Genomic DNA, 26,609 nt, shown 5'->3' on the forward strand with positions numbered 1-26,609 from the left:
TCACGGTCCCCGCCGCATCGTCCCGGAAAGCACTCCCGGAAGAACGGGTTCTGGCAATACTTGACCCAATTGGGTCGCGGGATGCGCTCTGATGCCTTCAGATCAGCGTGAGTTGGGTCGGTTCGGCCAGATCGGTCCGATCGGGCTCCGGCTCGGGTATCCGCCTCGGCATCCCCGCGCGCGTGGGTCCGATGCCGTACTCCCGGGCCAGGTCGTGGACCTGACGGGTGATCCGGCGCTGGTACCACTTCGGGGCGTAGGCACCGTCCGCGTACAGCCGCTCGTAACGGCCGACCAGATGCGGGTGGTGGCGGCTCAGCCAGGCCATGAACCACTCCCGGGCGCCGGGGCGCAGGTGCAGCACCAGCGGCGTGACCGACGTGGCGCCGGACGTCGCGATCGCCCGTACGGTCTCCCGCAGTTGGGCCGGGTGGTCGCTCAGGAACGGGATGACCGGCGCCATCAGGACACCGCACCCGATGCCGCGCTCGCCCAGGGTCCGCACGACCTCCAGGCGCCGCTCGGGCGCCGGTGTGCCCGGTTCGACGGTGCGCCACAGCTCGGCGTCGGTGAAGCCGACCGAGACCGAGATGCCGACGTCCGTCACCTCGGCCGCCTGCGTCAGCAGGTCGAGGTCGCGCAGGATCAGCGTGCCCTTCGTCAGGATCGAGAAGGGGTTGGCGTGGTCGCGCAGGGCCTCGATGATGCCCGGCATCAGGCGGTAGCGGCCCTCGGCGCGCTGATAGCAGTCGACGTTGGTGCCCATCGCGATGTGCTCGCCCTGCCAGCGGCGCGAGCCCAGCTGGCGGCGCAACAGCTCCGGCGCGTTCACCTTGACCACGATCTGCGAGTCGAAGTCGAGGCCCGTGTCGAGATCCAGATAGCTGTGCGTCTTGCGGGCGAAGCAGTACACGCATGCGTGCGCGCAGCCCCGATAGGGGTTGACCGTCCATTCGAACGGCATGCGGGAGGCGCCCGGCACCCGGTTGACGATCGAGCGGGCCCGGACCTCGTGGAAGGTGATCCCGCGGAACTCGGGGGTGTCGAAGGTACGGGTGATCACCGCGTCCGCGCCGAACAGCGCGGCATCCGCCCGGCTGTGATCGCCGGACTCTGTGAGGTTCTCCCAGCGCATGAGGCCTCCTCGGTAGCACTGACCCCAAGAATAGAACATATGTTCCCTTGATCGTGCGACCCCCGATTTGGGCGCCCGGGACCCGGGGTGGTTGGCTTGCCCCAACCCCGAGAACTCAGGTGCTGGAGGAAGTCAATGGCGCAGGTCGAGGCCACTACGGAGCGGATCGTCGCGGCGGACGCGGAGAAGGTGTTCGACGCCCTCGCCGACTACACGGGCACGCGTGCGAAGGTGCTGCCCGAGCACTTCAGCGAGTACGAGGTGCGTGAGGGCGGCGACGGTGAGGGCACCCTCGTCCACTGGAAGCTCCAGGCCACCAGCAAGCGCGTCCGTGACTGCCTCCTGGAGGTCACCGAGCCCACCGACGGTGAACTCGTCGAGAAGGACCGCAACTCCTCGATGGTCACCACCTGGCGGGTCACCCCGGCCGGCGAGGGCAAGTCCCGGGTCGTCGTGACCACCACCTGGCAGGGCGCCGGCGGCATCGGCGGCTTCTTCGAGAAGACCTTCGCGCCCAAGGGGCTCGGCCGGATCTACGACGCGATGCTCGACAAGCTCGCCGCCGAGGTCGAGAAGTAGAACCAACGGACCACCGGTGACGGGTCGTTGGCCCCCTCACCGGTTCGAGTGGATCTCCCTGCTCCCCGGCGATACGCCGTAACTCGTCGCGCTTGCTCACAGTTGTCGCTTTACGCGGGAATTGTGCGGCAGCGCGACGAGGGGAGCGGGACGTGGGCGGGACCACTCTGGTGAAGGGCGAACCGGCCGCGGCACCTCACTCGCAGGGCCCGTCCGAGGGGCCGGCCGCCGAGACCGGACTGAGCCCACGCCAGGTGCGGTTGGTCTTCGTCGGGCTGATGCTCGCGCTGCTGCTGGCGGCGCTGGAGCAGATGATCGTCGCCACCGCGCTGCCGAAGATCGTCGGCGAACTGCACGGCCTGGACAGGATGTCCTGGGCGATCACCGCCTACCTCCTCACCTCCACCATCGGCCTGCCGATCTACGGCAAGCTCGGCGACCTCTTCGGCCGCAAGGGCGTCTTCCAGTTCGCGATCGTCGTCTTCGTCGTCGGATCCGCACTCGCCGGCCGGGCCGGGACCATGGACCAGCTGATCGCCTTCCGCGCGGTCCAGGGCGTCGGCGCGGGCGGCCTCATGATCGGCGTACAGGCGATCATCGCGGACATCGTGCCGGCCCGGGAGCGCGGCCGCTTCATGGGCCTCATCGGCGCCGCCTTCGGCCTCGCCTCCGTCGCCGGGCCCCTGCTGGGCGGCTACTTCACGGACCACCTCTCCTGGCGCTGGTGCTTCTACATCAACGTCCCCTTCGGCCTGGTCACCCTCGCCGTCGTCGCCGTCGTGCCGAAGCTGCCGAAGCCGACCGCCCGGCCCCGGCTCGACATCCTCGGCGCACTGCTGCTCGCCACCGCCTCCACCTGTCTGGTGCTGCTGACCAGCTGGGGCGGCACCGAGTACGCGTGGGACTCGCGGGTCGTCATCGGGCTCGGCGCCGGCGCGGTGGCCGCATCCGTCCTCTTCCTCGTCGCCGAGCACTTCGCGGCCGCACCCCTCATCCCGCTCCGGCTGTTCAGGGACTCCGTCTTCAACGTCACCGGCCTGGTCGGCCTCGTGATCGGCGTCGCCCTCTTCGGCGCCGCCAGCTATCTGCCGACGTTCCTGCAGATGGTCGACGGGGCCTCCGCCACCGAGTCGGGCCTCCTGATGCTGCCGATGATGGGCGGCATCGTCGGCGCCTCGATCATCTCCGGGCAGCTCATCAGCCACACCGGGCACTACAAGATCCACCCGATCATCGGCGGGCTGCTGTCCGTCATCGGCATGTGGCTTCTTTCCCGCCTCGAAGTCGACACGCCCCGGCTGCACTACAGCATCTGGATGGCCGTCCTCGGCGCCGGGATCGGCATGGTGATGCCGGTGCTGATCCTCGCCGTGCAGAACTCCGTACGCCCCGCCGACCTCGGCGCCGCCACCAGTGCCAACAACTACTTCCGGCAGATCGGCGGCAGCGTCGGCGCCGCGATCTTCGGCACCCTCTTCGCCGACCGGCTCGCCGACGCGCTGCAGGAACGCCTCCCCGCGCGCGCGGGTGCCGGCCCGCCGCGGCAACGGCTGATGTCACTTCCCGACCCCGAGGCCATCACGCCGCAGCTCGTCCACGCGCTGCCCCCGGCGCTGCGCGACGGCTACATCCGGGCGTACGCCGACGCCATGCCGCGGATCTTCCTCTACCTGGTGCCGGTGCTCGTCCTCGGCCTGCTCATCGCCTTTTTCCTCAAGGAGAAACCCCTGTTGACCAGCACAGCGTCCCACAACGCCCCCGCCGCGGAGCCGCAGACCGCGCCCGTGAACGCCCAGGTCCCGCAGGCCCGTTCGCCGTACGCGGCCGGAATCCCCGTGTGCGGCACGGTGCAGCACTCCGACGGGACGGTCGTGCCCCGCGCGGCCCTCACCCTGATCGACGTCACCGGACGGCAGATCGGGCGGGGCGCGAGCGGCGAGGACGGGCGGTACGCGCTGTCGACGCCGGGCTCGGGGGCGTACGTCCTGATCGCCGCGGCGGGCGGCCACCAGCCGCAGGCGGTCTCCGTGACCGTCGGGGAGCGGCCCGTCGAGCTGGACGTCGTCCTCGGCGGCGCCGGACGCCTCGCCGGGAGCGTGGTCACCGCGGACGGCAGCCCCGTCCGGGACGCCATCGTCACGCTCACCAACGTGCACGGCGAGGTCGTCGCCACCACTCGCAGCGGACGCGAGGGCGGCTACGTCATCACCGAGCTGGTGGCCGGCGAGTACACCCTCGCCGCCGGCGCGCCCGCCTTCCGCCCCGCCGCGCTCCCCGTCACCGTCCAGGCCTCCCGGGAGACCCGCCAGGACGTCGAACTCGCCGGTGGAGCAGTGCTGCGCGGCACCGTGCGGGCCGGCGGCGGACGGCCCGTCGAGGACGCGCGCGTGACGCTGCTGGACGTGGCCGGCAACGTCGTGGACACCCTCACCACCGGTCCGGACGGAACGTTCAGGTTCGTCGACCTGCCCTCCGGCGAGTACACCGTCATCGCCGCGGGATACCCCCCGGTCGCCACGGTGCTCCAAGTGGCCGGCGGGGGACGCACGGAACGGGATCTCCAGCTGGGCCACGAGGACTGAAAACCTGTCAGTAACCTGCCGTCCTTGGGGCGTTCGCCCTGCTCAGCGTGGGGGCGCGGGGGCGTGCGCCGGTGTGATCCCGCGACACCAATTCGCCAATTGCCGCACATCGTGACCGATCGGCGCCGTACGGTGGTGAAGGCGGCACAGATCTCGCGGAGCCGTGGGGAGAGAGGGCCTGGGCCATGGACCGTGGCACCGAGAGGGACACACCTCCCAGCCCCGGAGCTGGGAACGGCACGGCGGAGCACGCCGTGGCCGGCCGCATCCCGCTGGCCGTGGTCGTGGTGGACCGCGACGGCTTCGTCTCCCACTGGAGCACGGGTGCGCGCCGCCTGTTCGGCGCCGCCAAGGAAGACGCGATCGGCCGCTTGGCGGTCGACCTTCTCCCCGTCTCCGGAGCGTTGCCCGAGGAGGACGAGGTCGCGCCCTACGGGGCGTACGCGGCCTACGACGGTCTCGGACCCGACCTCGAGACGTCCCTCGACGGCAGGCTGTCCTACCCGGCCGCGGGCCGTGCCCGCCTCACCGTGGCGGAACACGACCGGGCCGACGTCCTGTGGTGGGCCTACCCGCTGATCGGCCCCGGGCCAGAGCGCCTGTTGGTCCTCGCCGCCGACGCGGGCGGACTGCGGCAGGACGACCCGGACGAGGACGTGGCGTTCGAGCGGATCGCCCCCGGCTTCGCCCTGCACACCGACTTCCCCGGCGCCGACGAACTGGCCCGGCGGCTCCCCGAGATCCTGCCCAGCATGAGCGTCGACGAGGGCGCCCGCATCGTCGCGCAGATCCTCGAACTGGGCTATCCGGTCCTGGAGTTCAGCCAGAACGACCGGGTGCCCGTCACCCCCGACTGGGGAGTGCCCCGGCGCGCCGAGCGCAGGGCCCGCCGTGAGCGTGCGGCCCGGGCCCTGGCCGAGGGGCGGCCGGTCCCGCAGGACGCCGCCGACGAGAGCGAGGACCTCGAGTACGCCGCCGTACGCGAGCGTCTGGAGTTCCTGAACGAGGTCAGCGGCCGTATCGGCACCTCCCTCGACCTGGCCAGGACCATCGTCGAGGTCAGCAAGGCCGTGGTGCCCCGCTTCACCGACGTCGCCGGCACCTATCTGCGCGAACAGGTCGTCGCCGGCGAGGAGTTCTCCGAGGGCGTGCCGGACACGACGACCATGTGGCACCGGGTCGCCCTGGAACACACCGACGAACCCGGCCGCTGGGACGACGTCGTGCCGGTCGGCGAGGCCATGCCGTTCCCGGCGCACACGCCGTTCTTCCAGTGCATGACCAGCGGCGAACCCGTCCTCGTGCCGCGCATCAGCGAACCGATGGGCCACGCCATCGCCTCGCAGTTCGAGAAGCGTGACATCCGGCCCCTCATCACGGGCCGCTCCATGTTGATCGTGCCCCTCAAGGCACGCAATGTGGTCCTCGGTTTCATGATCCTGCTGCGGCACCCCGAGCGCGTCGAGTTCAACGACATGGACCGCGTCACCGGCGCCGAACTCGCCGCCCGCGCGGGCCTCGTGCTCGACAACGCGCGCATGTACACCTACCAGGAGAGCGTCGCCGAGACCCTCCAGGACAGCATGCTGCCGCACATCCCGCCGCGCATGGCGGGCTGCGACATCGCCACCCGCTATCTGCCCGGCACCCTCCTCGGCCGCGTCGGCGGCGACTGGTTCGACTCCGTGAAACTGCCCGGCGCCCGCACCGCCCTGGTCGTCGGCGACGTCATGGGCCACGGCCTCAACTCGGCCGCGATGATGGGCCAGTTGCGTACGGCCGTACAGACCATGGCCGCCCTCGACCTCCCGCCCGCCCAACTGCTGCGCAACCTCGACGACCTCGCCCAGCGCCTCGGCGACACATACCTCGCGACCTGTCTGTACGCCGTCTACGACCCGATCGCGAGCGAACTGCACATCGCCAACGCCGGTCACATCCCGCCCGTCGTGGTCCGCGCCCGGGACGGCGGCAGCGAACTGCTCGACCTCCCGACGGGTGCGCCGATCGGCGTCGGAGGGGTGCCGTTCGAGGCGGTACGCGTGCGCGTGGAGCCCGGGGACCGACTCGTGATGTGCACCGACGGCCTGGTGGAGGTGCGCGGCGAGGACATCGGCGTAGGCCTCGCCACCCTGTGCGAGTCCGCCGCGCATCCGGCCGCCTCCATGGACGACGCCTGCGACACCATCATCCGCGCCCTCAACACCCGCGGCGGCCGCAAGGACGACGTGGCCCTGCTGATGGCCCGCCTGAACGGCATCGAGCCCGACGACGTCGCCGAATGGCGGCTCCCCCTCGACCCGATCGAGGTGGGCCGGGCCCGCGCGGTGGTCCGCGAACAGCTCCATGAGTGGGGGCTCGCGGGGCTTGTCGGGCCCGCCGAGCTCATGGTCGGCGAACTCGTCACCAACGCCGTACGGCACTCCCACAGCCGTCCCGTCGACCTGCGCCTGGTGCGCGGCGACACCCTGCTGTGCGAAGTGGACGACGACGACCACGAGCTGCCGACCCTGCTGAGCGCGGGCCCGGGCGACGAGTTCGGGCGCGGCCTGCGTGTGGTGAGCACCCTCGCGCGTGAGTGGGGGACCAGCCGGACGAAGGCCGGCAAGACCGTGTGGTTCGAGCTGACGCTGCCGCGGCGCTGACCCACCCCTGGGACCCAGGGGGCGCACGACGGCGCGTTCATCTCGAACGGCCCGTGAAGGAATGCGCCACGCGCTTGTGGGCGTGACCCGGGCGCGATACACCGTACTGGCCCGTCGCTCGGGGCGGGCTGCGTCGCACCCTGGGGAGTTGGTCATGAGCGTGACGAGTCGGTACCGGGAGGCATGGGAGGGCTTCTGGCGTGAGGCTCCCGGCGAACAGGGGGCCGTGTTCTGGGATGCGGAGCCGATCCTGACGGCCGGCGCCCACCTCGCCCTCTTCGAGCCCCACATGGTCGACCACGGACTGCCGTTGGTGGACCTCGGCTGCGGCAACGGCACCCAGACCCGGTTCCTCGCCGACCGCTTCCCGCACGTCCTGGGCGCCGACCTGTCCGCCGCCGCCCTCGACCACGCCCGGCACGCCGACCGGCCGGGACAGGCGACGTACCGGCTGCTGGACGCCGCCGGGAAGGGCGAGGCGGAGACACTGCACGCGGAACTCGGCGACGCCAACGTCTATATGCGGGGCGTCCTCCACCAGGCCGACCCCGACGACCGTCAGCCGCTCGTGGACGGGCTCGCCGCGCTCCTCGGGGAACGCGGCCGGGCCTTCCTCGTCGAGCTCTCCGAGGCGGCCAAACCCGTCCTCATAGGCATGGCACAGAGCCCCGACGGGCCGCCGCCCAAGCTGGCGCCCGTCTTCCGGCACGGCCTCGCGCCCGGCGAGGTCGCCGACGACGCGATCCCCGTCTATCTGAACGTGGCCGGACTGACCGTTCTGGCGAGCGGTGAACTGCCGCTCATCACCACGGAGTACCGGCCCGACGGCACCCGGATCGAACTTCCGTCGAAGTGGCTGGTGGCGGGGCGCGTGGCGTGACGCCGGTGGCGGGTGGGGTCACGGGGAACTCCGGCAAACGCAAAATCGTTGTCAAGTCGCGGCATTGTCAACGTAGTTGTCGCCGCAGTTGTTGCCGTAGTTGTCAACGAAACCCACGCCATGGAGGCCCCGCCATGACCCCGCCCCACCCCCACCCGACCCGGAGAGCCGTGCTCGGCGGCGCCGCCCTCGCCGCCCTCGCCGTGACGGCCGGCGCCGGCACCGCGAGCGCGACCCCGCGCGCCACCTGGCCGACGGAGTTCCCCCTTCCGAACGGCTGGCTCCCCGAGGGCATCGCCATCGGTGCCAAGCCGTACGCCTACATGGGCTCCCGTGCCAACGGCGCGATCTACCGCACCGACCTGCGCACCGGAGAGGGCAAGGTCCTCTTCGCGGGCGGCACCGGTCTGATCTCCGTCGGCCTGAAGGCCGACCGCGACGGCCTGCTGTACGTGGCCGGGAACACGGGCGTCGCCCGGGTCCACGACTCCCGCACCGGCGAGCTCCTCGCCACCCACCAACTCACCGAGGCCACCGGGCACTTCATCAACGACGTCACCCTGCTCGGCGACCGCGCCTGGTTCACCGACTCGCGCGACGCGGTCCTCTACGGCGTCCCGCGCGGCGGCAGGGACGGCGACATCCGCGCCCTGCCGCTCACCGGGGACTGGACGCAATTGCCGGGCGTCAACAACGCCAACGGCATTGTCGGCACACCCGACGGCCGCGGTCTGATCGTGGTCAAGAGCTCGCCGGGCGAGCTGTACAACGTGAACGTCAAGACCGGGGCCGCCACGAAGATCACGCTGGTCGGCCAGGCCGACGTCGTCAACGGCGACGGCCTGTGGCGCACAGGCCGCACGCTGTACGTCGTACAGAACCGCCTGAACCTGATCAGCGTCTGGGACCTCGACGCCGAGGCCACCACCGCCACCCTGCGGAAGACGATCACCGACCCGCGCTTCGACGTGCCCACCACGGCCGCCCGCTTCGGCGACCGCCTCTACCTGGTCAACGCGCGCTTCACGACGACGCCTACGCCCGAGACGACGTACAACGCCGTCGCGGTCTCCATCTGAGCCTGCGCGGCCGGCGATTCACCCTCCGGCGCTCCGGCACCGGAGGGCGAATCATCCCTGTCAGCCGAGTGCGCGACCCCGGCGGTACGCCACCCGGCCCGCGGCGAGCAGCGTGGCCGCGAGCGCGGCGACCCAGAGCACGGTGACGCCGGTGGAGGCGAGGCTGCCGCCCGTGGTCGAGGCGCCCGCCGTGCCGGTGCCGCCGGTCGTGGAGCCGGAGGTGCCGCCGCCGGTGGTGCCGGTGCCGCCGCCCGTCGTGCCCGAGGAGCCGCCCGTGCCGCCCGTGTCACCGGTGCCCGGGCCGGTGGCCACCGGGTCCTGGCCGACGAAGGCGACCGGCACCTTCACGTCCTGGGAACGGTCGCCGGAGAGGGTGTGGTCGGCGCGGGTGGCGAGCACGCAGGTGACCTTGAAGCAGTCGGTGAACTCGTCCTTGGCGTCCACGCTCAGCTCGACTTCGAAGGAGCCGCCCTCGCCGTAGGGGATCGCCAACTCCTCACCGTAGTCCGGCGGGTTGGTGGAGATCCACGCCGAGGAGTGGGACGCGCCGGACATGTCGACGCCGCCGATGCACGGCGTGGGCAGTTCGCCCTCGCCGTTGTCGACGCACAGGGCGACGTAGATGCCCTTCTCCTCGTCGTAGCCGGAGCCGGTGATCTTCAGGGTCTGGTTCTCGGTGGCGAGGTTGTTGACCGGGGTGACGGTGAGCTGCTGGCCCGCCGGGCCGGTGACCGTCCTGGTGCCGGACGGCGCGGTGTCCTCACCGCCGTCCTCGCCGCCACCGGTGTTGCCGCCGCCGGCCTCGGTGACCGTGAGCGTGAGGGGCGAAGTGCGGGTCGTGCCAGCGGAGTTGGTGAACTCGGCGCGGTACCGGTAACCGTCCTGCGCCGTTTTCGCGGTGAAGGAGTACGCGTTCTTCGTGGCGCCCTCGACCGCGGCCCAGGTCTGGCCGCCGTCGGGGCTGACCTGCCAGCGCACGGTCGGCTCCGGGGTGCCCTCGGCGGCGGCGACGAACGTCACCTCGTCCCCCGGGGCGACGGACTGGCCGGTGGGGGACTGGGTGACCTCGGGGGAGACGCGGCGGTCGAGCTTGACCACCTCGCTCTCCTGCTGGTTGGTGAGGTAGACGGAGGCGGCGTCCGGGGCGACGGCGACGCCCGCGTAGGCGCCGGCGCGGCTGCCCGGCAGCGCTACCGGCTCGGCCGCCTGCTCGAAGCCGGAGCTGTCGAAGACCTGCAGGGAGCCGACGTTGTCCGCGCCGTTGTCGGCGTTGCCGTAGTCCTCGCGGAGCACGAAGGCCTCGCCGGTGGTCTTGTCGAAGCCGGCCGCCGTGGGCCTGTCGTTGCCGTTGCCCTTCAGGGTGGTCAGCAGCTTGGCGTCCTTGCCGAAGACGAGTACGTCGTCCCCGCTGCCGACCCAGACGTTGCCCGTCGACGGGTCCGGCTCGACGAAGAACACGGACGCGGCCGGGAGTTCGGCCGTGGCCGTGACCGTGAAGGAGCCGGTGTCGACGCGGCGCAGCTGTCCTCCCGTGCCCCCGGCGGACCAGGCGGCGCCGTGGGCGGTGTCGACTCCGAGCAGGGAGGCGCCGTCGAGGGTCAGGGTGCGCCTGACGGCGCCGGTGGCCGTCTCGATCTCGGAGAGGACGGGGCCCTGGGCCACCAGGACGGCGGAGGCGTCGGTGCCCGCACCGATCCCGGTGATCTCGGTACCCGCGAGCCAGACGCCCTTCGCGGTCGTGTCGCCGTCCTTGGCGGTGCCCACGCCGCGCAGCGGGTAGTGGAACACGACCCCGTCGCCGGTGAGGGGCGCGGCGATCCGGCGGACCACCCGGGCGGCCGGGGCGCCGGTGGAGCCGGGGGCCTGGGCGATGTGGCTGAGGACCTTGCCGTCCCTCGGGTCGAGGACGTACAGGCCCTGCTCGGCCACGTCCGCGGTGTCGACGATGTTGTCCGAACCGACGTACAGTTTCCCGGAGTCGGGGTGCAGCAGGAGGTCCAGGGGGCGGCCCGCGGTGGTGAACTCGGCCGACTTCACATAGCTGACCGTGCCCGCCGGTACGTCCACTCCGTCCCCGTCGCCGTCACCGGGGTCCTGGCCCTGGAAGGTGAGGGGGATGCGGACGTCCTGGGAGCGGTCGCCGGTGCCGTTGTGGTCGACGCGGGTGATGACCGAGCAGGCGACCTGGAGGCAGTCGAGGCCGCCGTCCTCGGCCTTGACCTCCAGCCGGACGTCGAAGGTGCCGCCCTCGCCCCACGGGATGGCGACCGTGCCGGCGCCTTCGTCCGGGGCGCCCACGGGGATGATCCATTTCGAGGCGCCGCTGTCGCCCTCCTGGTCGGCGCCGCCGAGGCAGGGGCTGGGGATGCGGTTGTCGCCGTTGTCCTTGCAGACGGCGACGTAGACGCCCTTGGTGTCGTCGTAGCCCTCGCCGGTGACACGGAGGGTCTCGCCTGCCGGGTTCAGGTCGGCCGAGGCGGACACCGTGAGCTTCTGGCCGTCCTTGCCGAGCGCCGTCTTCGGGGTGTCGGCGGCCTGCGCGGCAGAGCCGACGGTGACGGCCGTCGCCGCGGCCGTCACCAGGGCGGCGGCGCCGAGGAGCGCCGCCGGGCGCCGGAACCGGGGGAGCGCCGCCCGGACCGGCCTGCTCCGGGCCGTCGTGTCGTCTGTCATGAAGGGTTCCTCACTTGTCGGGTGCGCCCGGCACTCCGGTCGCGCGAGAGCCGGGCCCCGCGTGCGAGGGGCCCGGTCCGACGGGCGCCTACTGGAAGCTGATCGGGACGTGGACGTCGTACTTGCGGTCGTCGGTGTCGAAGTGGTCGGCACGCGTGACGACGGCGCAGGTGACGTCGTCGCCGCAGACCTGGCCGTTGTCGAGCGTGGCCTTCACGTAGATCTGCACGCTGAAGGTGCCGCCGGAGCCGAACTTGGAGCTGTTGGCGAACAGGCCGCCGAAGGTGTTGTTCACCCAGTGCGAGGCACCGATCGAGCCGTCCTCGTCCTGGCCGCCCAGACACGGGGTGGGCTTGTTCGCGCCCTGCGCGCCGTCGACCGCGCACAGGCCGACGTAGATGCCCTGGCCGGTGTTGAAGCCGGAGCCGGTGACCGTGATGACCTGGCCCGTGGAGGCGGCCGTGTCCGGGGCGGTCACCGACAGGCTGTAGGTGGTGCTTCCGTCGACGATCGTGCGCGTCGAGGTGGCCGCGGAGGCGGAGGTCGCCAGGCCCAGGGTGAGGGCGGCGGAGGCGGCGACGGCGAGGGCGGTACGGGCGGAAGGAACGGCTCTCATGGTGAGCACTTCACCTTTCTCGGTGCGTCAGAACCCCATGGGGGTTAGGTAAGGCAAACCTAAATACGACTTTCCGAGGCTTGTCAACAGATGGCAAAGAGTTCTCAACTTCCGCCTGTATCAGGGGAATTGGGCACGCCGAGGAACGGACCGTGCGGCCCGCTCCTCGATACGGATTCACTCCTGCCGACACGCCGGATCAGTCCGAAGCCAGGACCTCGAACCGTGCGACAGCCCTGCGCTCCCCGGAGACGCTGTAGAGCTCGACGGCGTGCGCGCCCTCGGTGGCCGTCGCGTACACCGGGAAGGCCTGGGAGATGCGGCCCTCCTCGTCGGCGACCGCCTGGTAGCGGGTGTCCTCGTCGATCGCGACGAGCACCACCTCGCCGGGCTCGAAGCCCGCGCCGGTCACTTCCTGTTCGCCTCCCGCGGTCACGCCGGCGTGGGTCGGTGCCGCCGAGGGCTCGCCCTGCTGCCGTTGTTTCTCCGGCGCGGTGGCGCTCACGGACGGCCGGGGTTGGGGCTGGGGTTGGGGTTGGGGTGTCCCGTCCGGCTGGGCCGGCACCTCGGGGACCTCGCCGGCCCCGGTTCCCACGGTCACGTCGAGGAGGCCGAGGCCGTCCCCCGCCGCGAACCGCTGCCCGCTCCACTCGGACAGCAGGCGCGCGCCCTCCTCGGTGAGGGAGGCCCGCAACCCGGTCCATGTCACCCCGCCGGTGCGTACGGCAGGAGCGGCATCGCCCACCGCCATGTCGGCCAGGGCCAGTTCACGGGCGGCGCCGCCCTCGACGGCCGTACGCGCGTACAGAGTGCCCGCGGCGCCCTCCAGCTCCAGTCGCAGTCCGCCGAGTGCGAGGGGCTGCGCCGCCTCGGTCGGCCGCGCGAGTCGGGCCGTACCCGCCAACTCGACCGCCGCGTCCCCGGTCTCGGGGTTGGCGCCCCCGCCGGTGGCCGGGAACCACGCGCGCTCCGCGGACCCCCGTACGGCGGGTTCGACGACGTCGAACGACACGCCCCGGTCGGCGAGTTCCGCGTCGGCCGTGGCCCAGCTCGCGAAGCCGCCGGACACCTCCCGGGGGAACGCCTGACCGTCCTGGGCGGCCGCCAGGCCCGGGCACAGCAGCGCGAGCAGGGCGCCGCCCGCCAGAGTGGCGGCGCCGGGTCTCTTCACCATCTTCAATTCTCCCTCTGGGATATGGGGTTGAGTCGCCGTCGGCGGGCGTCTCGGTGCCCGCCGTCAGCCGGTGCCCGCGCCGCCCGCCCGCCCGGTGCGGCGACGGCGCGCCCAGAACCGGGTGCCGGTGCCGGCCGCGACCAGCCCGGCCGCCGTGAGTCCGACCGTCAGGGCGGCGGAGCCGGTAGTGGCGAGCGGCCCGCTCGACGTCGCGCTGCCGGTGTCGCCGCCGGTCGTGCTCGCGCCGGCCGTGACGCTGGGCGTCGCCGAGGCGTCGTCGTCGCTCGACGCGCTCCCGCCGCCGCCGGTGAACGTCACCGGGATGCGGGCCGTCTGGGTCTGGTCGCCGCCGCGCGTGTGGTCGTTGCGGGTGATCACCGCGCAGGTCACGCCGGATGCGGTGCAGTCGGTGTTCGCGTCCTTCGCGCGCACCTTGAGCTGCACGCTGAACGTGCCCTTGTGTCCGCTGCCTCCGTACGGCTCGGCCAGACCCTCGCCGTACGACGGCGGGTTGGAGGAGATCCATGCGGACGCCCCCGACTCGCCGGACATGTCGACGCCGCCGACGCACGGCGTGGGCGTCCTGCCCGCGCCGTTGTCCACGCAGAAGGCGACGTAGACGCCCTTCTCGGTGTTGTAGCCGGTGCCGGAGACCGTCACCGTCTCGCCCGCCGGGTCGAGCCCGGAGGCCTTGGAGACGGTGAGTTTCTGTCCCTCGGGTCCCGTCGCCGACGTGCCCGCGGCCCACGCGGGCGAACCCGTCGGAAGCGTCAGAGCGATCGCCGTGAGTGCGGCTGCTCCCGCAACTCGCCTGCTGTGCAGGCCACTTGACCCATTCACGTGCCACCCCCAGCAAGAGTTATTAAGGTAAGCCTAACCTAAGCTGTCGATCAACTGCATGGGACCCAGGAGACTCGAAAGGCCGAGCGATGCGTATGTCCGGTAGATCCCCACAACCCCTGCGGCGACGGGCCTTCGCCCCCGTCGTCCTGGCTCTCGCGCTGCTGACGGCCGCCTGCGGCGGCGGTGCGTCCGGTACATCCGGCACGGCCTCATCGGGGGCGGAATCGGGGGCGGACGCGTCCCCGGCGTCCGCGAGCGAGCGTGCCGCGGCGGCCGGGAAGCAGCTCGCGAAGAACACTCTCGTGCCCCTCGAAGGCAAGGCGCCCGCCCCGGAGTTGCCGGTGACCGTCGACTCCTCCGACGGGCGCAGGGTGACCGTGAAGGACGCCTCGCGCATCCTGCCGCTCAACGGCGGTGTGGCCGAGATCGTGTTCACGCTGGGGCTCGGCGACCGGGTCGTCGGCCGTGACATCACCGCCACCTTCGCGGAGGCGAAGAAGCTTCCGCAGGTCACCAAGGCGCACGACGTGAGCGCGGAGAGCGTGCTGTCCCTGAGGCCCACGGTGGTGCTCGCCGACACCGACACCGGGCCGCAGGAGGCCATCGACCAGATCCGCGACGCCGGGGTCCCCGTCGTCGTCCTCGACCCGGCCACCGAACTGGCCGACGTCTCCACCCGCACCACCCGGGTCGCCGAGGCCCTCGGTGTGCCGGCCGCGGGCACGGCCCTCAACGCCCGCATCGACAAGGACCTCGCGGCGGCGAAGGTGGCCGTGCCCGAGGGCAGCCGGCCCGAGGTTGCCTTCCTGTACATGCGCGGCAGCGCGGCCGTCTACCTCATGGGTGGCAAGGGGTCCGGCGCGGACTCGCTGATCGAGGCGGCCGGCGCCGTGGACGCGGGCGTCCAGGCGGGCCTGGACAAGCCGTTCACGCCCCTCACCAGCGAGGCCCTGGTCTCCGCCCAGCCCGATGTGATCCTGATGATGGACAAGGGGCTCGAGTCGGTCGGGGGCGTCGACGGCCTGGTCGACATCCCGGGCATCCGCGAGACACCGGCCGGCGCGGACCGGCGGATCGTCACCCTGGAGGACGGGGTCCTGCTGAGCTTCGGGCCACGGACGCCGCTGGTGATCGACATCCTCGTGGACCGGATCCACGGGAAGTGACGCAGCCGAGGCGTACGAACGCGCAAGCAATGTTTCACCGGGGGAAGCTGTGAGTCGCAGCCGGGCCCATTGTTGCCCCGCAGGCACGGGCACAGCATGAGGCGACCCATCCGCAGGAGGGTCGGGCACGGCGTCGTGTGCGCCCGCAGTCCGGCCCAACTCTCCGATCGGGAGACCCAGTTGTGAGCTTGCGAGACGTCCACCCCCCACATCCGGCCGCCCCGGGACTCGGCCGCCGGGACTTCCTCGGCCGCACCGCCGGTGTCACGGCCGGCGCGGCACTGCTCGGCGCGGTGGAGACCGGCCGGGCGGCGGCAGCCGTGCCGGCGAGAGCCACCGGGGTGCCGGTACGCACCCGGTCCGGCCTGGTGACCGGTGTCCCCGCGGCCCTGGACGGCGTGACCGTCTACAAGGGCATCCCCTACGCCGCCTCGACCGCCGGGGAGAACCGCTGGCGTGCGCCGCAGCCGCCCCCGTCCTGGACGGGCGTCCGCAAGGCGGACACCTGGGGCGCCGCCTGTCCCCAGCCCGTCACCGGCATCGACGCCGACAAGGTGCCGCCGCTGAGCGAGGACTGCCTGAACCTCAACATCTGGACGGGGGCAGCCGGTTCGCAGGAACGCCGTCCCGTCTTCCTCTGGATCTACGGCGGCCGCAACTCCGCCATGTGGGCCTCGCAGCCGGTCTACGACGGCGCGAACCTCGCCGCCAAGGGCGCGGTCGTCGTCACCTACAACCACCGCGTCGGCGCGTTCGGCAACCTCGCCCACCCCGAGTTGAGCGCGGAGTCCGGACACGGCGGCTCAGGCAACTGGGGTGTGCTGGACACCGTGGCGGCGCTGCACTGGATCCGGCGCAACATCGCCGCGTTCGGCGGCGACCCGGACCGGGTCACCATCGGCGGCTGGTCGCACGGCTCGTCGTTCGTCAACATCCTGATGATCTCCCGGCTCGCCCGGGGCCTGTACCACCGGGCACTGCTCGCGGCCGGCGTGCAGTACACCAAGGACCCCGCCCTCGGCCATGTGGCGGGCGGCTACGACCCGTTGGCCGCCGCCGAGGCCAACGGCACCGCGTTCGCCGACTACCTGGGCGCCTCCTCCCTGGCCGGCCTGCGCGCGCTGACCGCGGACGAGATCGTGTCCAAGGTGTACGCGCCCGACGCCCCCGCCACCGGCACCGACTTCGGCAACGTCCTGGACGGATACGTCCTGCCGACGACGTACACGGACGCGATGGTCTCCCGTACGGAGGCCGACGTGCCGGTTCTCACCGGCAACAACAAGGACGAGAACGGGGCCTCGCCGACCCTGCGGATGACGGTGGCGGACTACCGGGCCTACGCGGCCTCGGAGTTCGGTGACAAGGCGGACGAGTTCCTCGCCCTCTATCCCGCGGCCACCGACGGCGAGGCGGCCGAGCAGTACAACAACTACGCGCGCGACGAGGAACGCGTCTCCACCTTCCTGTGGGGCACGCAGTTCAGGAACACCGCCGGCAATCGCAGCCCCGTCTACAACTACTGGTGGACGCACGCTCCTCCCGGTGGGGACCCCACCAACCCGATCGAGCCCGCGACCGGTGCCGGTGCCTACCACGGGGCCGAGAAGTACTACCTCTTCGGCAACCTGTACGGCACCGACCGGCCCTGGACCGACGAGGACCACGCGATCGCCGACACCACGTCCTCGTACGTGGCGAACTTCGTCGCGACCGGCAACCCCAACGGCCGTGCCCTCCCCGTCTGGCCGGCCCTGCGCACGGCGAAGCCGCTGTCGATGGAGCTCGGCGACCGCTTCGCGCCCCTCACGGCGGCGGACAGCGACGCCAAGTACGCCTTCCTGAAGGACTACCTGGAGTCCCGGACGACGGCGTACTGATCCCCGTCCGGAGGGGGAACCGGCAGGGTGGCTTCCTGGCCGGTTCCCCCTCCGGCGCGTAACGTGACGGAGCATGAAGATCCTGATCAGCGCCGACATGGAGGGTGCCACCGGGGTGACCTGGCCGGCCGACGTGCTGCCGGGGACGCCGCAGTGGGAGCGGTGCCGCTCGATGTTCACCTCGGACGTCAACGCCGCCGTGCGGGGCTTCTTCGACGGCGGCGCGGACGAGGTGCTCGTCAACGAGGCCCACTGGACGATGCGCAACCTCCTCCTCGAACAGCTCGACGAGCGGGCCGAGATGCTCACCGGGCGGCACAAGTCGCTGTCCATGGTGGAGGGCGTCCAGCACGGCGACGTGGACGGCATCGCCTTCGTCGGCTACCACGCGGGCGCCGGCATGGAGGGCGTCCTCGCGCACACCTACCTCGCCAACTCCGTCACCGGCGTGTGGCTGAACGACGTACGGGCGAGTGAGGGGCTGCTCAACGCGCAGGTCGTCGCCGAGTACGGGGTGCCCGTCATCCTCGTCACCGGCGACGACGTGGCCTGCGAGGACGCCCTCGGCTACGCCCCCGAGGCGCTGAAGGTCGCCGTCAAGGACCATGTGTCGCGGTACGCGGCCGTGTGCCGTACGCCGGCCAGGACCGCCGCCGACATCCGTGCCGCGGCGAAGGAGGCGGCCGGGCTGGCGGTACGACGGGATCCGGTCGACGGTGGACCGTATACCGTCGCCCTCGAATTCGACGCGGAGCATCTGGCGATGGCCGCCACCGTCGTGCCGGGTGTGGCACGTGTCGGGGAGCGCAAGGTGGCGTACACCAGCGGCACCATGTACGACGGGATCCGCACCTTCAAGGCGGTCACCACGATCGCCTCGGCCGCGGTGGAGGAGCAGTATGGCTGACCAGCCTGAGCAGCAGGCCCTGGACGAGGTCGTCGAGTTCACCTCCGACCTCATCCGCATCGACACGACCAACCGGGGCGGCGGCGACTGCCAGGAGCGGCCGGCCGCCGAGTACGCCGCCGCGCGGCTGGCCGAGGCGGGCCTGGAGCCCACCCTGCTGGAGCGCACCAAGGGACGCACGAACGTGGTCGCACGGATCGAGGGCACCGACCCGTCGGCCGACGCGCTGCTCGTCCACGGTCACCTGGACGTCGTACCGGCCGAGGCGCGGGACTGGAGCGTGCACCCGTTCTCCGGGGAGATCCGCGACGGGGTCGTCTGGGGGCGTGGCGCGGTCGACATGAAGAACATGGACGCCATGATTCTCGCCGTGGTGCGGGACTGGGCGCGGCAGGGCGTACGCCCCCGGCGGGACGTCGTCATCGCGTTCACCGCCGACGAGGAGGCCAGCGCGGAGGACGGCTCCGGGTTTCTCGCCGACGAGCACCCCGGGCTGTTCGAGGGCTGCACGGAGGGCGTCAGCGAGTCGGGGGCGTTCACCTTTCACGACGGGAGCGGGCGGCAGCTCTACCCGATCGCCGCCGGTGAGCGCGGCACGGCCTGGCTGAAGCTCACCGCGCGCGGGCGGGCCGGGCACGGTTCCAAGGTGAACCGGGACAACGCCGTCACGCGTCTCGCCGCCGCGATCACCCGGATCGGCGAGCACGAGTGGCCGCTGCGACTGACCCCGACCGTGCGCGCCGCGCTCACCGAACTCGCCGCGTTGTACGGCATCGAGACGGACCTGGCGGACGTGGACACGCTGCTGGACAAGCTCGGCCCGGCGGCACGGCTCGTCGAGGCCACCGTCCGCAACAGCGCCAACCCGACCATGCTGGACGCCGGTTACAAGATCAACGTGATTCCCGGGGAGGCAGTGGCGTACGTCGACGGACGCTGTCTCCCCGGCGCCGAGGACGAGTTCCGTACGACCCTTGACCGGCTCACCGGACCTGACGTGGAGTGGGAGTTCCAGCATCGCGAGGTGGCCCTGCAGGCGCCGGTGGACTCGGCGACGTACGCGAGAATGCGGGCCGCCGTCGAGGAGTTCGCGCCGGAGGGTCACGTGGTGCCGTACTGCATGTCCGGCGGCACGGACGCCAAGCAGTTCTCGCGCCTGGGCATCACCGGCTACGGCTTCGCGCCGCTGAAGCTCCCGGAGGGCTTCGACTACCAGGCCCTCTTCCACGGGGTCGACGAACGGGTGCCCGTCGAGGCACTCCACTTCGGGGTCCGGGTGCTCGACCGCTTCCTGCGCACGGCCTAGGTACACATGGGGGACGAAGTGCGGACGTTGGCGTACGGCTCCTGGCCCTCGCCCATCGACGCGGCGCTCGCCGCCGCGCACGACGGGCATCCCGAGTACGTCGGCTTCGTCGGTGACGAGGCGTGGTGGACCGAGCCGCGGCCCCTCGAGGGCGGTCGGCGAACTCTGGTGCGGCGCTGCGATGACGGCTCTCAGGAGTCCGTGCTGCCCGCGCCGTGGAACGTGCGCAGCCGGGTCATCGAGTACGGCGGACAGCCCTGGGCGGGGGTGATGGCCGACGGCGAACCGCTCGTCGTCTTCGTGAACTTCGCCGACCAGCGGCTGTACCGGTTCCGGCCGGGTGGCGTGCCGCACCCGCTGACGCCGGTGTCCCCGGTCGGCGGCGGGCTGAGATGGGCCGATCCGCAGGTGCTGGTCGACCGCGGTGAAGTGTGGTGCGTGCTGGAGGAGTTCACCGGCGACGGATCCGTCGACGTGCGGCGGGTGCTCGCCGCCGTGCCGCTGGACGGTTCGGCGGCACAGGACCGGGACGGCGTACGCGAACTCACCGGCGAGCGGCACCGGTTCGTCACCGGGCCCCGGATCTCGCCCGACGGCCGGCGCGCGGCCTGGCTCGCCTGGGACCACCCGCGCATGCCGTGGGACGGGACGGAACTCGTCGTCGCGGGGATCGGCGGGGACGGCACCTTCCGGGAGGCGCGGACGGTGGCCGGTGGGCCGGAGGAGTCGATCGCGCAGGTCGAGTGGTCGACAGACGGCCGTCTACTGTATACAGCCGACCGTACGGGCTGGTGGAACCTGTATGCGGAAGACGGTGTACCGAAGGAGGAAGGCGGTGTACCGACCGCGGAGGGCGGTGTACTGAACGCAGAGGACGGTGTACCGAACGCGGAAGACCGTGCACCGAACGCAGGATCCGGTGTATCGAATGCAGTTGGCGACGGTGTACCGCTGTGCCCCCGCGAGGAGGAGTTCGGCGGCCCCCTCTGGAAGCTGGGCCACCGCTGGTTCGCCCCACTGGAGGGCGGTCTGATCGCCGTCGTGCACGGCCGTGGTGCCACCACGCTCGGGATCCTCGACCCGGAGACCGGCGAGGTCGTCGACGCGGCGGGCCCCTGGACCGAGTTCGCGCCCACCCTCGCGGTGCACGGCGAGCGGGTCGTCGCCGTCGGAGCGAGCCCCCGCAGCGCGTACGAAGTGGTGGAACTGGACGCCCGGACCGGTCGCGCCCGGGTGATCGGCGCCGCCCACGACGACGCCGTGGACCCCGCGTACTATCCCGAGCCGCAGATCCGCACCTTCACCGGACCGGCCGGACGTGACATCCACGCCCACATCTACCCGCCCCACAACCCCGGCTGCGTGGCGCCCGGCGACGAGCTCCCGCCCTACGTCGTCTGGGCGCACGGCGGCCCCACCGGCCGGGCCCCGCTCGTACTCGACCTGGAGATCGCCTACTTCACCTCGCGGGGCATCGGCGTCGCCGAGGTCAACTACGGCGGCTCGGCCGGGTACGGCCGCGAGTACCGGGGCCGGCTGCGCGAGCAGTGGGGCGTGGTCGACGTCGAGGACTGCGCCGCCGTCGCGCTCTCCCTCGCCGACGAGGGCACCGCCGACCGCGACCGGCTCGCCGTGCGCGGCGGCAGCGCCGGCGGCTGGACCGCGGCGTCCTCGCTCGCCACCACCGACGTCTACGCCTGCGGCACGATCATCTACCCCATCCTCGATCTGGCCGGCTGGGCGACGGGGGAGACCCACGACTTCGAGTCGCGGTACCTGGAGAGCCTGGTCGGACCGTATGCCGAGGTGCCCGCCCGGTACGCGGAGCGCTCGCCCGCCGAGCACGCCGACCGGGTCACCGTGCCCTTCCTGCTGCTCCAGGGACTGGACGACGTGATCTGTCCGCCCGCGCAGTGCGAACGGTTCCTGGCCCGCATGGAGGGGCGACGAGTACCGCACGCCTACCTCGCGTTCGAGGGGGAGGGGCACGGGTTCCGGAGGGCGGAGACCATGGTCCGGGTCCTGGAGTCCGAACTCTCGCTGTACGCCCAGGTCTTCGGTCTGAACCCGCCCGGCATCCCGACATTGGAGCTCACCAAGTGAAGGAACTTCTGCGGCCGTCCAGACTCGCCCCCGGTGCGCGCGTGGCCGTCGTGGCGCCCAGCGGGCCGGTGCCCGAGGAGCGGTTGCAGGCCGGGCTCGACGTGCTGCGCGGCTGGGACCTCGATCCGGTGGTGGGGCCCCATGTGCCGGACCGGCACGGGGAGTTCGACTATCTGGCGGGCGCCGACGCCGACCGGGCCGCCGACCTGCAGAGCGCCTGGTGCGACCCGTCCGTGGACGCGGTGCTGTGCGCGCGGGGCGGATACGGAGTGCAGCGGATGGTCGACCTGCTCGACTGGGAGGCGATGCGGGCGGCCGGGCCGAAGCTGCTGGTCGGGTTCAGCGACGTCACCGCGCTGCACGAGGAGTTCGCCGCGCGGCTCGGCCTGGTGACCTTGTACGGGCCGATGGCGGCCGGCGTCGACTTCATCAAGAACGCGCGGGCCCAGGAGCATCTGAAGGCCACCCTGTTCGCGCCGGAGACGGTCCGCACGATCACCTCCGGCGGCACGGCCCTGGTCCCCGGCCGGGCACGCGGCACGACCCTCGGCGGCTGCCTGTGTCTGCTCGCCGCCGAACTGGGCACCCCGCACGCCCGGCCCGGCGCGCACGGCGGACTGCTCTGCCTGGAGGACGTGGGGGAGGAGACCTACCGCCTCGACCGCTATCTGACCCAACTTCTGCGCGCGGGCTGGCTGGAGGGAGTGCGGGGTGTGCTGCTCGGGTCGTGGGAGCGGTGCGAGCCGTACGAGCGGGTGCGTGCACTGCTCGTCGACCGGCTCGGCGGCCTCGGTGTGCCCGTGGTCGAGGAGTTCGGATTCGGGCACGGTGAAGGGGCGTTGACCATCCCCTTCGGGGTGGCCGCCGAACTCGACGCCGACGCGGGCACGTTGACGCTCGACGAGCCGGCTCTGCGCTGATCCCGGGTCTGGTTCGTGGTGGCGGCGAACGACGACGCGTACGTCGGGAACCGGGGGATCAAGCCGGTGACCGTGGTGAGCGCGCCGGACGACACGGGGGTGCGGGAGCTGCCGGTGGCCGGGGACCGAGCGGACGGGGCACTCGTACGGCCCACGGGGCACTCGTACGGCCCACGGGGCACTCGTACGGCCCACGGCCGCCCGGCGGCACCGGGCTCGGCGCGCGGGGCGTATTTCACGAAACGGCGTGGCCGGCGGACCGTAGGGTGGCCGGATGCCGCACAACTCTTCCCCCTATCTCGCAGAAGGCCCCCGCGTGGGCATACGCCACTTCACCTACGAGGACGGCGCCGAGTTCACCGCCCGGGCGCGGGAGAGCAAGGAACTGCACCAACCGTGGCTCTTCCCGCCCGACAGCGCCGGTGCCTACACCGCGTACGCCGGGCGGCTGATCGAGGATCCGACCAAGGCCGGGTTCCTGGTCTGCGAGAAGCAGCAGGGGGGTGCCGTCGCGGGGTTCATCAACATCAACAACATCGTCGAGGGCGGTTTCCAGTGCGGGGCGCTCGGATACGGGGCCTTCGCGCACGCCGCCGGGCGCGGGCTGATGCGGGAGGGGCTCGGCCTCGTGGTGGGGCATGCGTTCGGGCCGATGCGGCTGCACCGGCTGGAGATCAACGTGCAGCCCGGCAATGCCGCGTCGATCGCGCTGGCGCGCAGCTGCGGGTTCCGGCTGGAGGGCTTCTCGCCGAACATGATCTTCATCGACGGGGCCTGGCGGGACCACGAGCGGTGGGCGATCACCACGGACATGCGGGCGTCCGGTCGGTCTTCACGCCGACGAGGATGACCCGCTTGCGGAACGTCGTCGTGCTCGACGCCCGCTCCAACCGCGGCCTGCGCCCGCCTGTCCGTCCCACCCGGAAACCGTTGCCCGGTGACAGGCAGGGCCGGCGCCGTCTTCACACCGCCGCCCTCGCCTCGTACACCCGCAGGCGCAGGGTTATACGCCGCCGCGGTCCGCGTACTCGTACACCGAGCCGTCCGGATGCAGGGCGATCAGATTGCGGCCCGCAGGTGTGGGAAGCGGGCCCGCGATGACGCGGGCGCCCAGCTCCGTCAGCACCCGGTGGGCCTCGTCGACGTCCGTGACGGCGATCGTCGCGGTGACCTTGCGCAGCACCTCCAGCTCGGCCTCCGGCCCGCTCATCAGCAGGAAACAGCCGACCGCGGCGACCTGGACGCCGCCGCGTTCGAAACGGAGGGCTCTGCCGCCCGCCAGGCGCTCGTAGAAGGGGACCGCGGTCTCCAGGTCGTCGACGCATACGCGCAGCGTGGCTCCCAGAATGTCCATGCGGACGAGCCTAGTTGGGGCGGCCGGGAGAGCGAGATCGTTTCACATGATCCCCTCGTCCCGACCGCCCCGGTCTCGGCGTTACGCGCCGGTGACCGCGGGTACCCGGCGGGGCATGGACCGCTTGGAGCATCTGGAACATCTGGACAAGCACCTTGTCGACGAGCTGGCGCAGGTGGCGCGTGAGACCGTGCGCGACGAACTGCGCGAGCAGACCCGCAAGCAGCGCCGCAAGGCCATGCTCTACGGCGCGTCGGGCGCCGTCGCCCTGTACGCGGGCGCGGCCCTCGCGCTCGCCGTGGGGCTGGCCCTCGCCGTCGGTCTGCCGGACTGGGCCGCCGCACTGATCACCGCGGCGATCCTGGGCGTCGTGGCGTACGTACTGCGCGGTGCCGCCCGGCCCCACGCGGCCCGGCCCGCGCCCCGGCACGATGCCGATCTGCCCGCGGGCGGGCAGCCGCATGTCGTCGGCGGCAGCGCACCGGGCGTCCCGCCGAGCGGGCTGGGCATGCCCTACCCGCCGATGCCGCCCGCCGCACCCGACGCGGGGACGGCGGCACCCGGGACCGGGGCGGCGGCGCCGCGCCCCGACGACATCGTCCCCGAGCAGCCGCACCACCGGGCGTGATGCGCGGTGCGCGACTTCCGCAAGGGGCCGCCCTCGAAGCACGGCAAGGTCGTCGTGGTGACCGGCGCCAGCGGCGGCGTGGGCCGGGCCACCGCCCAGGCCTTCGCCGCCCGGGGTGCCAGGGTCGCCCTGCTGGCCCGGGGCCGCGAGGGCCTCGCCGCGGCGGCCGACGAGGTACAGCTCGCCGGCGGTGAGGCGCTCGTCGTCACCGTGGACATGGCCGACGCCAAGGCGGTCGACGACGCCGCCCAGCAGGTCGTCGACGCCTTCGGGCACATCGACGTCTGGGTCAACAACGCCTTCGCCGGGGTGTTCGCCCCGTTCACCGAGATCACCCCGGACGAGTTCCGCCGGGTGACCGAAGTGGCGTATCTGGGCTATGTGTTCGGCACCCGCGCCGCGCTGCACCACATGCTGCCGCGCGACCGGGGCACGATCGTGCAGGTCGGCTCCGCGCTCGCCTACCGGGGGATTCCGCTGCAGTCGGCGTACTGCGGTGCCAAGCACGCCATTCAGGGTTTCAACGAGTCGCTGCGGTGCGAGCTGCTGCACTCCGGCACCGGTGTCCGTACGACGATGGTGCAGCTGCCCGCGGTCAACACCCCGCAGTTCGAATGGGTGTTGAACCGGATGCCGGGGCGGGCGCGGCCGGTGGCGCCGGTGTTCCAGCCGGAGGTCGCGGCGCGGGCGGTCGTGCACGCGGCCTCGCACGGGCGGCGGCGCGAGTACTGGGTCGGCGGGTCGACGGTGGCCACGCTGATCGCCAACGCGGTCGCACCCGGCGTACTGGACCGCTTTCTGGCGCGGACCGGGTTCGACGCGCAGCAGGACGAGCGGGACGAAGGGGAGTACGGCGGCGGCCCCGGCAACCTGTGGACGCCGGCGGACGGGCCGCACGGGCGGGACTTCGGGGCGCACGGGCGCTTCGACGACGAGGCGGTGTCCGACAGCCCGCAGGACTGGGTGTCCCGGAACCGGGGCCGGATGGGAGCGGGGCTGGCGGTGGCCGGCGGGCTGGGGGCCGTGGCCGCCGGGCTGCGGCGTGGGGGCCGGACGCCGTTGCGGCGGAGGTGAACTCGAGCCGTACGCAGACCGTTGCCTTGCAGGGAAATTGCACATCGTCCGGCCAGACCCTCAGGAAGCCGGCCAGACCCTCAGGAAGCCTGCTGGAGCTGCGGCAGCACCTTGGTGCGGTAGAAGTCGAAGAACCCGCGCTGGTCGGGGCCGATCTGGTTGACGTAGACCATGTCGAAGCCCGCGTCGGCGAACCGCTTCAGCTCCGCCACGTGCTCGTCCACGTTGTCGCCGCACACCCGGTTCCGGCGCACCATGTCCTCGGTGACCAGCTGCTGCGCCTGCTCGAAGTGCTTGGGCGAGGGCAGCACCTGGCCCAGTTCGCCGGGCAGTTGCTCGTTCGCCCAGAGCCGGTGGACGGTCCGTACGGCCTCGTCCTTGTCGGTGTCGTAGCAGACCTTCGTGCCGCCGCTGACGAGCTTGCCGCCGCCTCCGCCCTTGCGGTACTGCTCCACCATCGACGCGTCCGGCATCATCGTGATGTAGCCGTCGCCCACCCGGGACGCCAGCGCGGTCGCCGCGGGACCGAAGCCGGAGACGTCGATCGGGACGGGCTCGTCCGGGACGGTGTACAGGCGGGCGTTCTCCACCGTGTAGTGCGGGCCGTGGTGGTTGACCTCCTCCCCGGTGAACAGCCGGCGCATGACCTGGATGGACTCCTCCAGCATCTCCAGACGTACGTGGGCGGGCGGCCAGGCGTCGCCGAGGATGTGCTCGTTGAGCGCCTCACCGGTGCCCACGCCGAGCCGGAAACGGCCGTCCGTCATCACCGCGCCGGTCGCCGCGGCCTGTGCCACCACCGCCGGATGGATGCGCACGGTCGGGCAGGTCACCGCCGTCTCGATCGGCAGGGACACGGCCTCGGAGAGTGCGCCGATCACCGACCACACGAACGGACTCTGGCCCTGCGCGTCGTTCCACGGGTGGTAGTGGTCGGAGATCCACAGCGACCGGAACCCGGCCTGCTCGGCCATCCGCGCCTGCTCGATGAGCTCCGCGGGACCGTACTGCTCGCACGAGAGGAAGTAGCCGTACTCGGGCATGGGGGGTGTGCCTCCACGAGGT

At 72.0% G+C, this 26,609-nt stretch carries 21 protein-coding genes; 14 read left to right on the forward strand and 7 right to left on the reverse strand.

Annotation, left to right across the window (positions count from 1 at the left end; translation table 11 throughout):
* Positions 1–97: 97 nt before the first annotated feature.
* Positions 98–1,135, reverse strand: a complete 1,038-nt coding sequence (locus ADK57_RS00125) for an Rv2578c family radical SAM protein (RefSeq protein WP_053747203.1) — start codon at positions 1,133–1,135, stop codon at positions 98–100.
* A gap of 135 nt (positions 1,136–1,270) precedes the next feature.
* Here ADK57_RS00125 and ADK57_RS00130 point away from each other — a divergent pair, with 135 nt between their 5' ends.
* The 5 genes from ADK57_RS00130 (at position 1,271) to ADK57_RS00150 (ending at position 8,900) form a co-directional block, all read left to right on the forward strand.
* Complete coding sequence (locus ADK57_RS00130; RefSeq protein ID WP_053747204.1) at positions 1,271–1,714, forward strand: SRPBCC family protein; 444 nt, start codon at positions 1,271–1,273, stop codon at positions 1,712–1,714.
* A gap of 152 nt (positions 1,715–1,866) precedes the next feature.
* Entirely contained in the window at positions 1,867–4,296 is a 2,430-nt protein-coding gene (locus ADK57_RS00135) for an MFS transporter (RefSeq protein ID WP_053747205.1), read from the forward strand.
* 185 nt (positions 4,297–4,481) lie between these two features.
* Entirely contained in the window at positions 4,482–6,941 is a 2,460-nt protein-coding gene (locus ADK57_RS00140; RefSeq protein WP_053747206.1) for a SpoIIE family protein phosphatase, read from the forward strand.
* A gap of 154 nt (positions 6,942–7,095) precedes the next feature.
* Positions 7,096–7,821, forward strand: coding sequence for a class I SAM-dependent methyltransferase (locus tag ADK57_RS00145; protein WP_053747207.1), 726 nt, complete (start codon positions 7,096–7,098; stop codon positions 7,819–7,821).
* A 134-nt stretch (positions 7,822–7,955) separates the two neighbouring features.
* Positions 7,956–8,900 carry an SMP-30/gluconolactonase/LRE family protein gene (locus tag ADK57_RS00150; RefSeq protein ID WP_053747208.1) on the forward strand — a complete coding sequence of 315 codons (945 nt, stop codon included), beginning with the start codon at positions 7,956–7,958 and terminating at the stop codon, positions 8,898–8,900.
* Between the two features lie 60 nt (positions 8,901–8,960).
* Here ADK57_RS00150 and ADK57_RS00155 read toward each other — a convergent pair whose 3' ends face one another.
* The 4 genes from ADK57_RS00155 to ADK57_RS00170 all read right to left on the reverse strand — a co-directional run bounded on the left by ADK57_RS00155 (position 8,961) and on the right by ADK57_RS00170 (position 14,203).
* Positions 8,961–11,573 carry an immunoglobulin domain-containing protein gene (locus ADK57_RS00155; RefSeq protein ID WP_053747209.1) on the reverse strand — a complete coding sequence of 871 codons (2,613 nt, stop codon included), beginning with the start codon at positions 11,571–11,573 and terminating at the stop codon, positions 8,961–8,963.
* 88 nt (positions 11,574–11,661) lie between these two features.
* Positions 11,662–12,189, reverse strand: coding sequence for a hypothetical protein (locus ADK57_RS00160; protein ID WP_053747433.1), 528 nt, complete (start codon positions 12,187–12,189; stop codon positions 11,662–11,664).
* Between the two features lie 199 nt (positions 12,190–12,388).
* On the reverse strand, positions 12,389–13,363 hold the full coding sequence (locus ADK57_RS00165) for an HtaA domain-containing protein (protein WP_053747210.1): 975 nt from the start codon (positions 13,361–13,363) through the stop codon (positions 12,389–12,391).
* A gap of 63 nt (positions 13,364–13,426) precedes the next feature.
* On the reverse strand, positions 13,427–14,203 hold the full coding sequence (locus ADK57_RS00170; protein WP_053747211.1) for a hypothetical protein: 777 nt from the start codon (positions 14,201–14,203) through the stop codon (positions 13,427–13,429).
* A gap of 89 nt (positions 14,204–14,292) precedes the next feature.
* Between ADK57_RS00170 and ADK57_RS00175 the strand changes: the two genes are divergently transcribed.
* The 7 genes from ADK57_RS00175 (at position 14,293) to ADK57_RS00205 (ending at position 23,338) form a co-directional block, all read left to right on the forward strand.
* Positions 14,293–15,372 carry a heme/hemin ABC transporter substrate-binding protein gene (locus ADK57_RS00175; protein WP_053747212.1) on the forward strand — a complete coding sequence of 360 codons (1,080 nt, stop codon included), beginning with the start codon at positions 14,293–14,295 and terminating at the stop codon, positions 15,370–15,372.
* 182 nt (positions 15,373–15,554) lie between these two features.
* Positions 15,555–17,252 (forward strand): carboxylesterase/lipase family protein, encoded by a 1,698-nt coding sequence (locus ADK57_RS00180; RefSeq protein ID WP_234389884.1) that lies wholly within the window; start codon positions 15,555–15,557, stop codon positions 17,250–17,252.
* A gap of 73 nt (positions 17,253–17,325) precedes the next feature.
* Positions 17,326–18,159, forward strand: coding sequence for a M55 family metallopeptidase (locus ADK57_RS00185; protein WP_053747213.1), 834 nt, complete (start codon positions 17,326–17,328; stop codon positions 18,157–18,159).
* Positions 18,152–19,465, forward strand: a complete 1,314-nt coding sequence (locus ADK57_RS00190; RefSeq protein WP_053747214.1) for a M20/M25/M40 family metallo-hydrolase — start codon at positions 18,152–18,154, stop codon at positions 19,463–19,465. Before ADK57_RS00185 ends, ADK57_RS00190 begins: the two co-directional genes overlap by 8 nt.
* 6 nt (positions 19,466–19,471) lie before the next feature.
* Entirely contained in the window at positions 19,472–21,568 is a 2,097-nt protein-coding gene (locus tag ADK57_RS00195; protein WP_053747215.1) for a prolyl oligopeptidase family serine peptidase, read from the forward strand.
* Positions 21,565–22,488, forward strand: a complete 924-nt coding sequence (locus ADK57_RS00200; protein WP_053747216.1) for a S66 peptidase family protein — start codon at positions 21,565–21,567, stop codon at positions 22,486–22,488. Before ADK57_RS00195 ends, ADK57_RS00200 begins: the two co-directional genes overlap by 4 nt.
* A 274-nt stretch (positions 22,489–22,762) precedes the next feature.
* The gene (locus tag ADK57_RS00205; protein ID WP_053747217.1) at positions 22,763–23,338 is read left to right on the forward strand and encodes a GNAT family N-acetyltransferase; all 576 of its coding nucleotides are present in this window, start codon (positions 22,763–22,765) and stop codon (positions 23,336–23,338) included.
* A gap of 153 nt (positions 23,339–23,491) precedes the next feature.
* On the opposite strand, the gene ADK57_RS00210 is transcribed toward ADK57_RS00205, so the two are convergent.
* A complete protein-coding gene (locus ADK57_RS00210) occupies positions 23,492–23,842 on the reverse strand; it encodes a VOC family protein (protein WP_053747218.1) in 351 nt (116 codons plus the stop codon).
* 115 nt (positions 23,843–23,957) lie between these two features.
* Between ADK57_RS00210 and ADK57_RS00215 the strand changes: the two genes are divergently transcribed.
* Together ADK57_RS00215 and ADK57_RS00220 are read left to right on the forward strand one after the other, a co-directional pair.
* Positions 23,958–24,470 carry a phage holin family protein gene (locus ADK57_RS00215; protein ID WP_053747219.1) on the forward strand — a complete coding sequence of 171 codons (513 nt, stop codon included), beginning with the start codon at positions 23,958–23,960 and terminating at the stop codon, positions 24,468–24,470.
* 6 nt (positions 24,471–24,476) lie between these two features.
* Positions 24,477–25,544 (forward strand): SDR family oxidoreductase, encoded by a 1,068-nt coding sequence (locus ADK57_RS00220; protein WP_053747220.1) that lies wholly within the window; start codon positions 24,477–24,479, stop codon positions 25,542–25,544.
* 80 nt (positions 25,545–25,624) lie between these two features.
* On the opposite strand, the gene ADK57_RS00225 is transcribed toward ADK57_RS00220, so the two are convergent.
* The gene (locus ADK57_RS00225; protein ID WP_053747221.1) at positions 25,625–26,587 is read right to left on the reverse strand and encodes an LLM class F420-dependent oxidoreductase; all 963 of its coding nucleotides are present in this window, start codon (positions 26,585–26,587) and stop codon (positions 25,625–25,627) included.
* Between the last annotated feature and the right edge of the window lie 22 nt (positions 26,588–26,609).

Origin of the sequence: Streptomyces sp. MMG1533 (genome assembly GCF_001279775.1) — a bacterium.
Taxonomy (GTDB): Bacteria; Actinomycetota; Actinomycetes; order Streptomycetales; family Streptomycetaceae; genus Streptomyces.

What these genes read in the sequence shown, in the direction of transcription:
- ADK57_RS00185 (WP_053747213.1), top strand. Translation starts at nt 17,326, where the DNA reads ATGAAGATCCTGATCAGCGCCGACATGGAGGGTGCCACCGGGGTGACC.
- ADK57_RS00190 (WP_053747214.1), top strand. Translation starts at nt 18,152, where the DNA reads ATGGCTGACCAGCCTGAGCAGCAGGCCCTGGACGAGGTCGTCGAGTTC.
- ADK57_RS00140 (WP_053747206.1), top strand. Translation starts at nt 4,482, where the DNA reads ATGGACCGTGGCACCGAGAGGGACACACCTCCCAGCCCCGGAGCTGGG.
- ADK57_RS00125 (WP_053747203.1), bottom strand. Translation starts at nt 1,135, where the DNA reads ATGCGCTGGGAGAACCTCACAGAGTCCGGCGATCACAGCCGGGCGGAT.
- ADK57_RS00215 (WP_053747219.1), top strand. Translation starts at nt 23,958, where the DNA reads ATGGACCGCTTGGAGCATCTGGAACATCTGGACAAGCACCTTGTCGAC.
- ADK57_RS00225 (WP_053747221.1), bottom strand. Translation starts at nt 26,587, where the DNA reads ATGCCCGAGTACGGCTACTTCCTCTCGTGCGAGCAGTACGGTCCCGCG.
- ADK57_RS00175 (WP_053747212.1), top strand. Translation starts at nt 14,293, where the DNA reads ATGCGTATGTCCGGTAGATCCCCACAACCCCTGCGGCGACGGGCCTTC.
- ADK57_RS00155 (WP_053747209.1), bottom strand. Translation starts at nt 11,573, where the DNA reads ATGACAGACGACACGACGGCCCGGAGCAGGCCGGTCCGGGCGGCGCTC.
- ADK57_RS00160 (WP_053747433.1), bottom strand. Translation starts at nt 12,189, where the DNA reads ATGAGAGCCGTTCCTTCCGCCCGTACCGCCCTCGCCGTCGCCGCCTCC.
- ADK57_RS00150 (WP_053747208.1), top strand. Translation starts at nt 7,956, where the DNA reads ATGACCCCGCCCCACCCCCACCCGACCCGGAGAGCCGTGCTCGGCGGC.
- ADK57_RS00130 (WP_053747204.1), top strand. Translation starts at nt 1,271, where the DNA reads ATGGCGCAGGTCGAGGCCACTACGGAGCGGATCGTCGCGGCGGACGCG.
- ADK57_RS00210 (WP_053747218.1), bottom strand. Translation starts at nt 23,842, where the DNA reads ATGGACATTCTGGGAGCCACGCTGCGCGTATGCGTCGACGACCTGGAG.
- ADK57_RS00165 (WP_053747210.1), bottom strand. Translation starts at nt 13,363, where the DNA reads ATGGTGAAGAGACCCGGCGCCGCCACTCTGGCGGGCGGCGCCCTGCTC.
- ADK57_RS00195 (WP_053747215.1), top strand. Translation starts at nt 19,472, where the DNA reads ATGGGGGACGAAGTGCGGACGTTGGCGTACGGCTCCTGGCCCTCGCCC.
- ADK57_RS00145 (WP_053747207.1), top strand. Translation starts at nt 7,096, where the DNA reads ATGAGCGTGACGAGTCGGTACCGGGAGGCATGGGAGGGCTTCTGGCGT.
- ADK57_RS00205 (WP_053747217.1), top strand. Translation starts at nt 22,763, where the DNA reads ATGCCGCACAACTCTTCCCCCTATCTCGCAGAAGGCCCCCGCGTGGGC.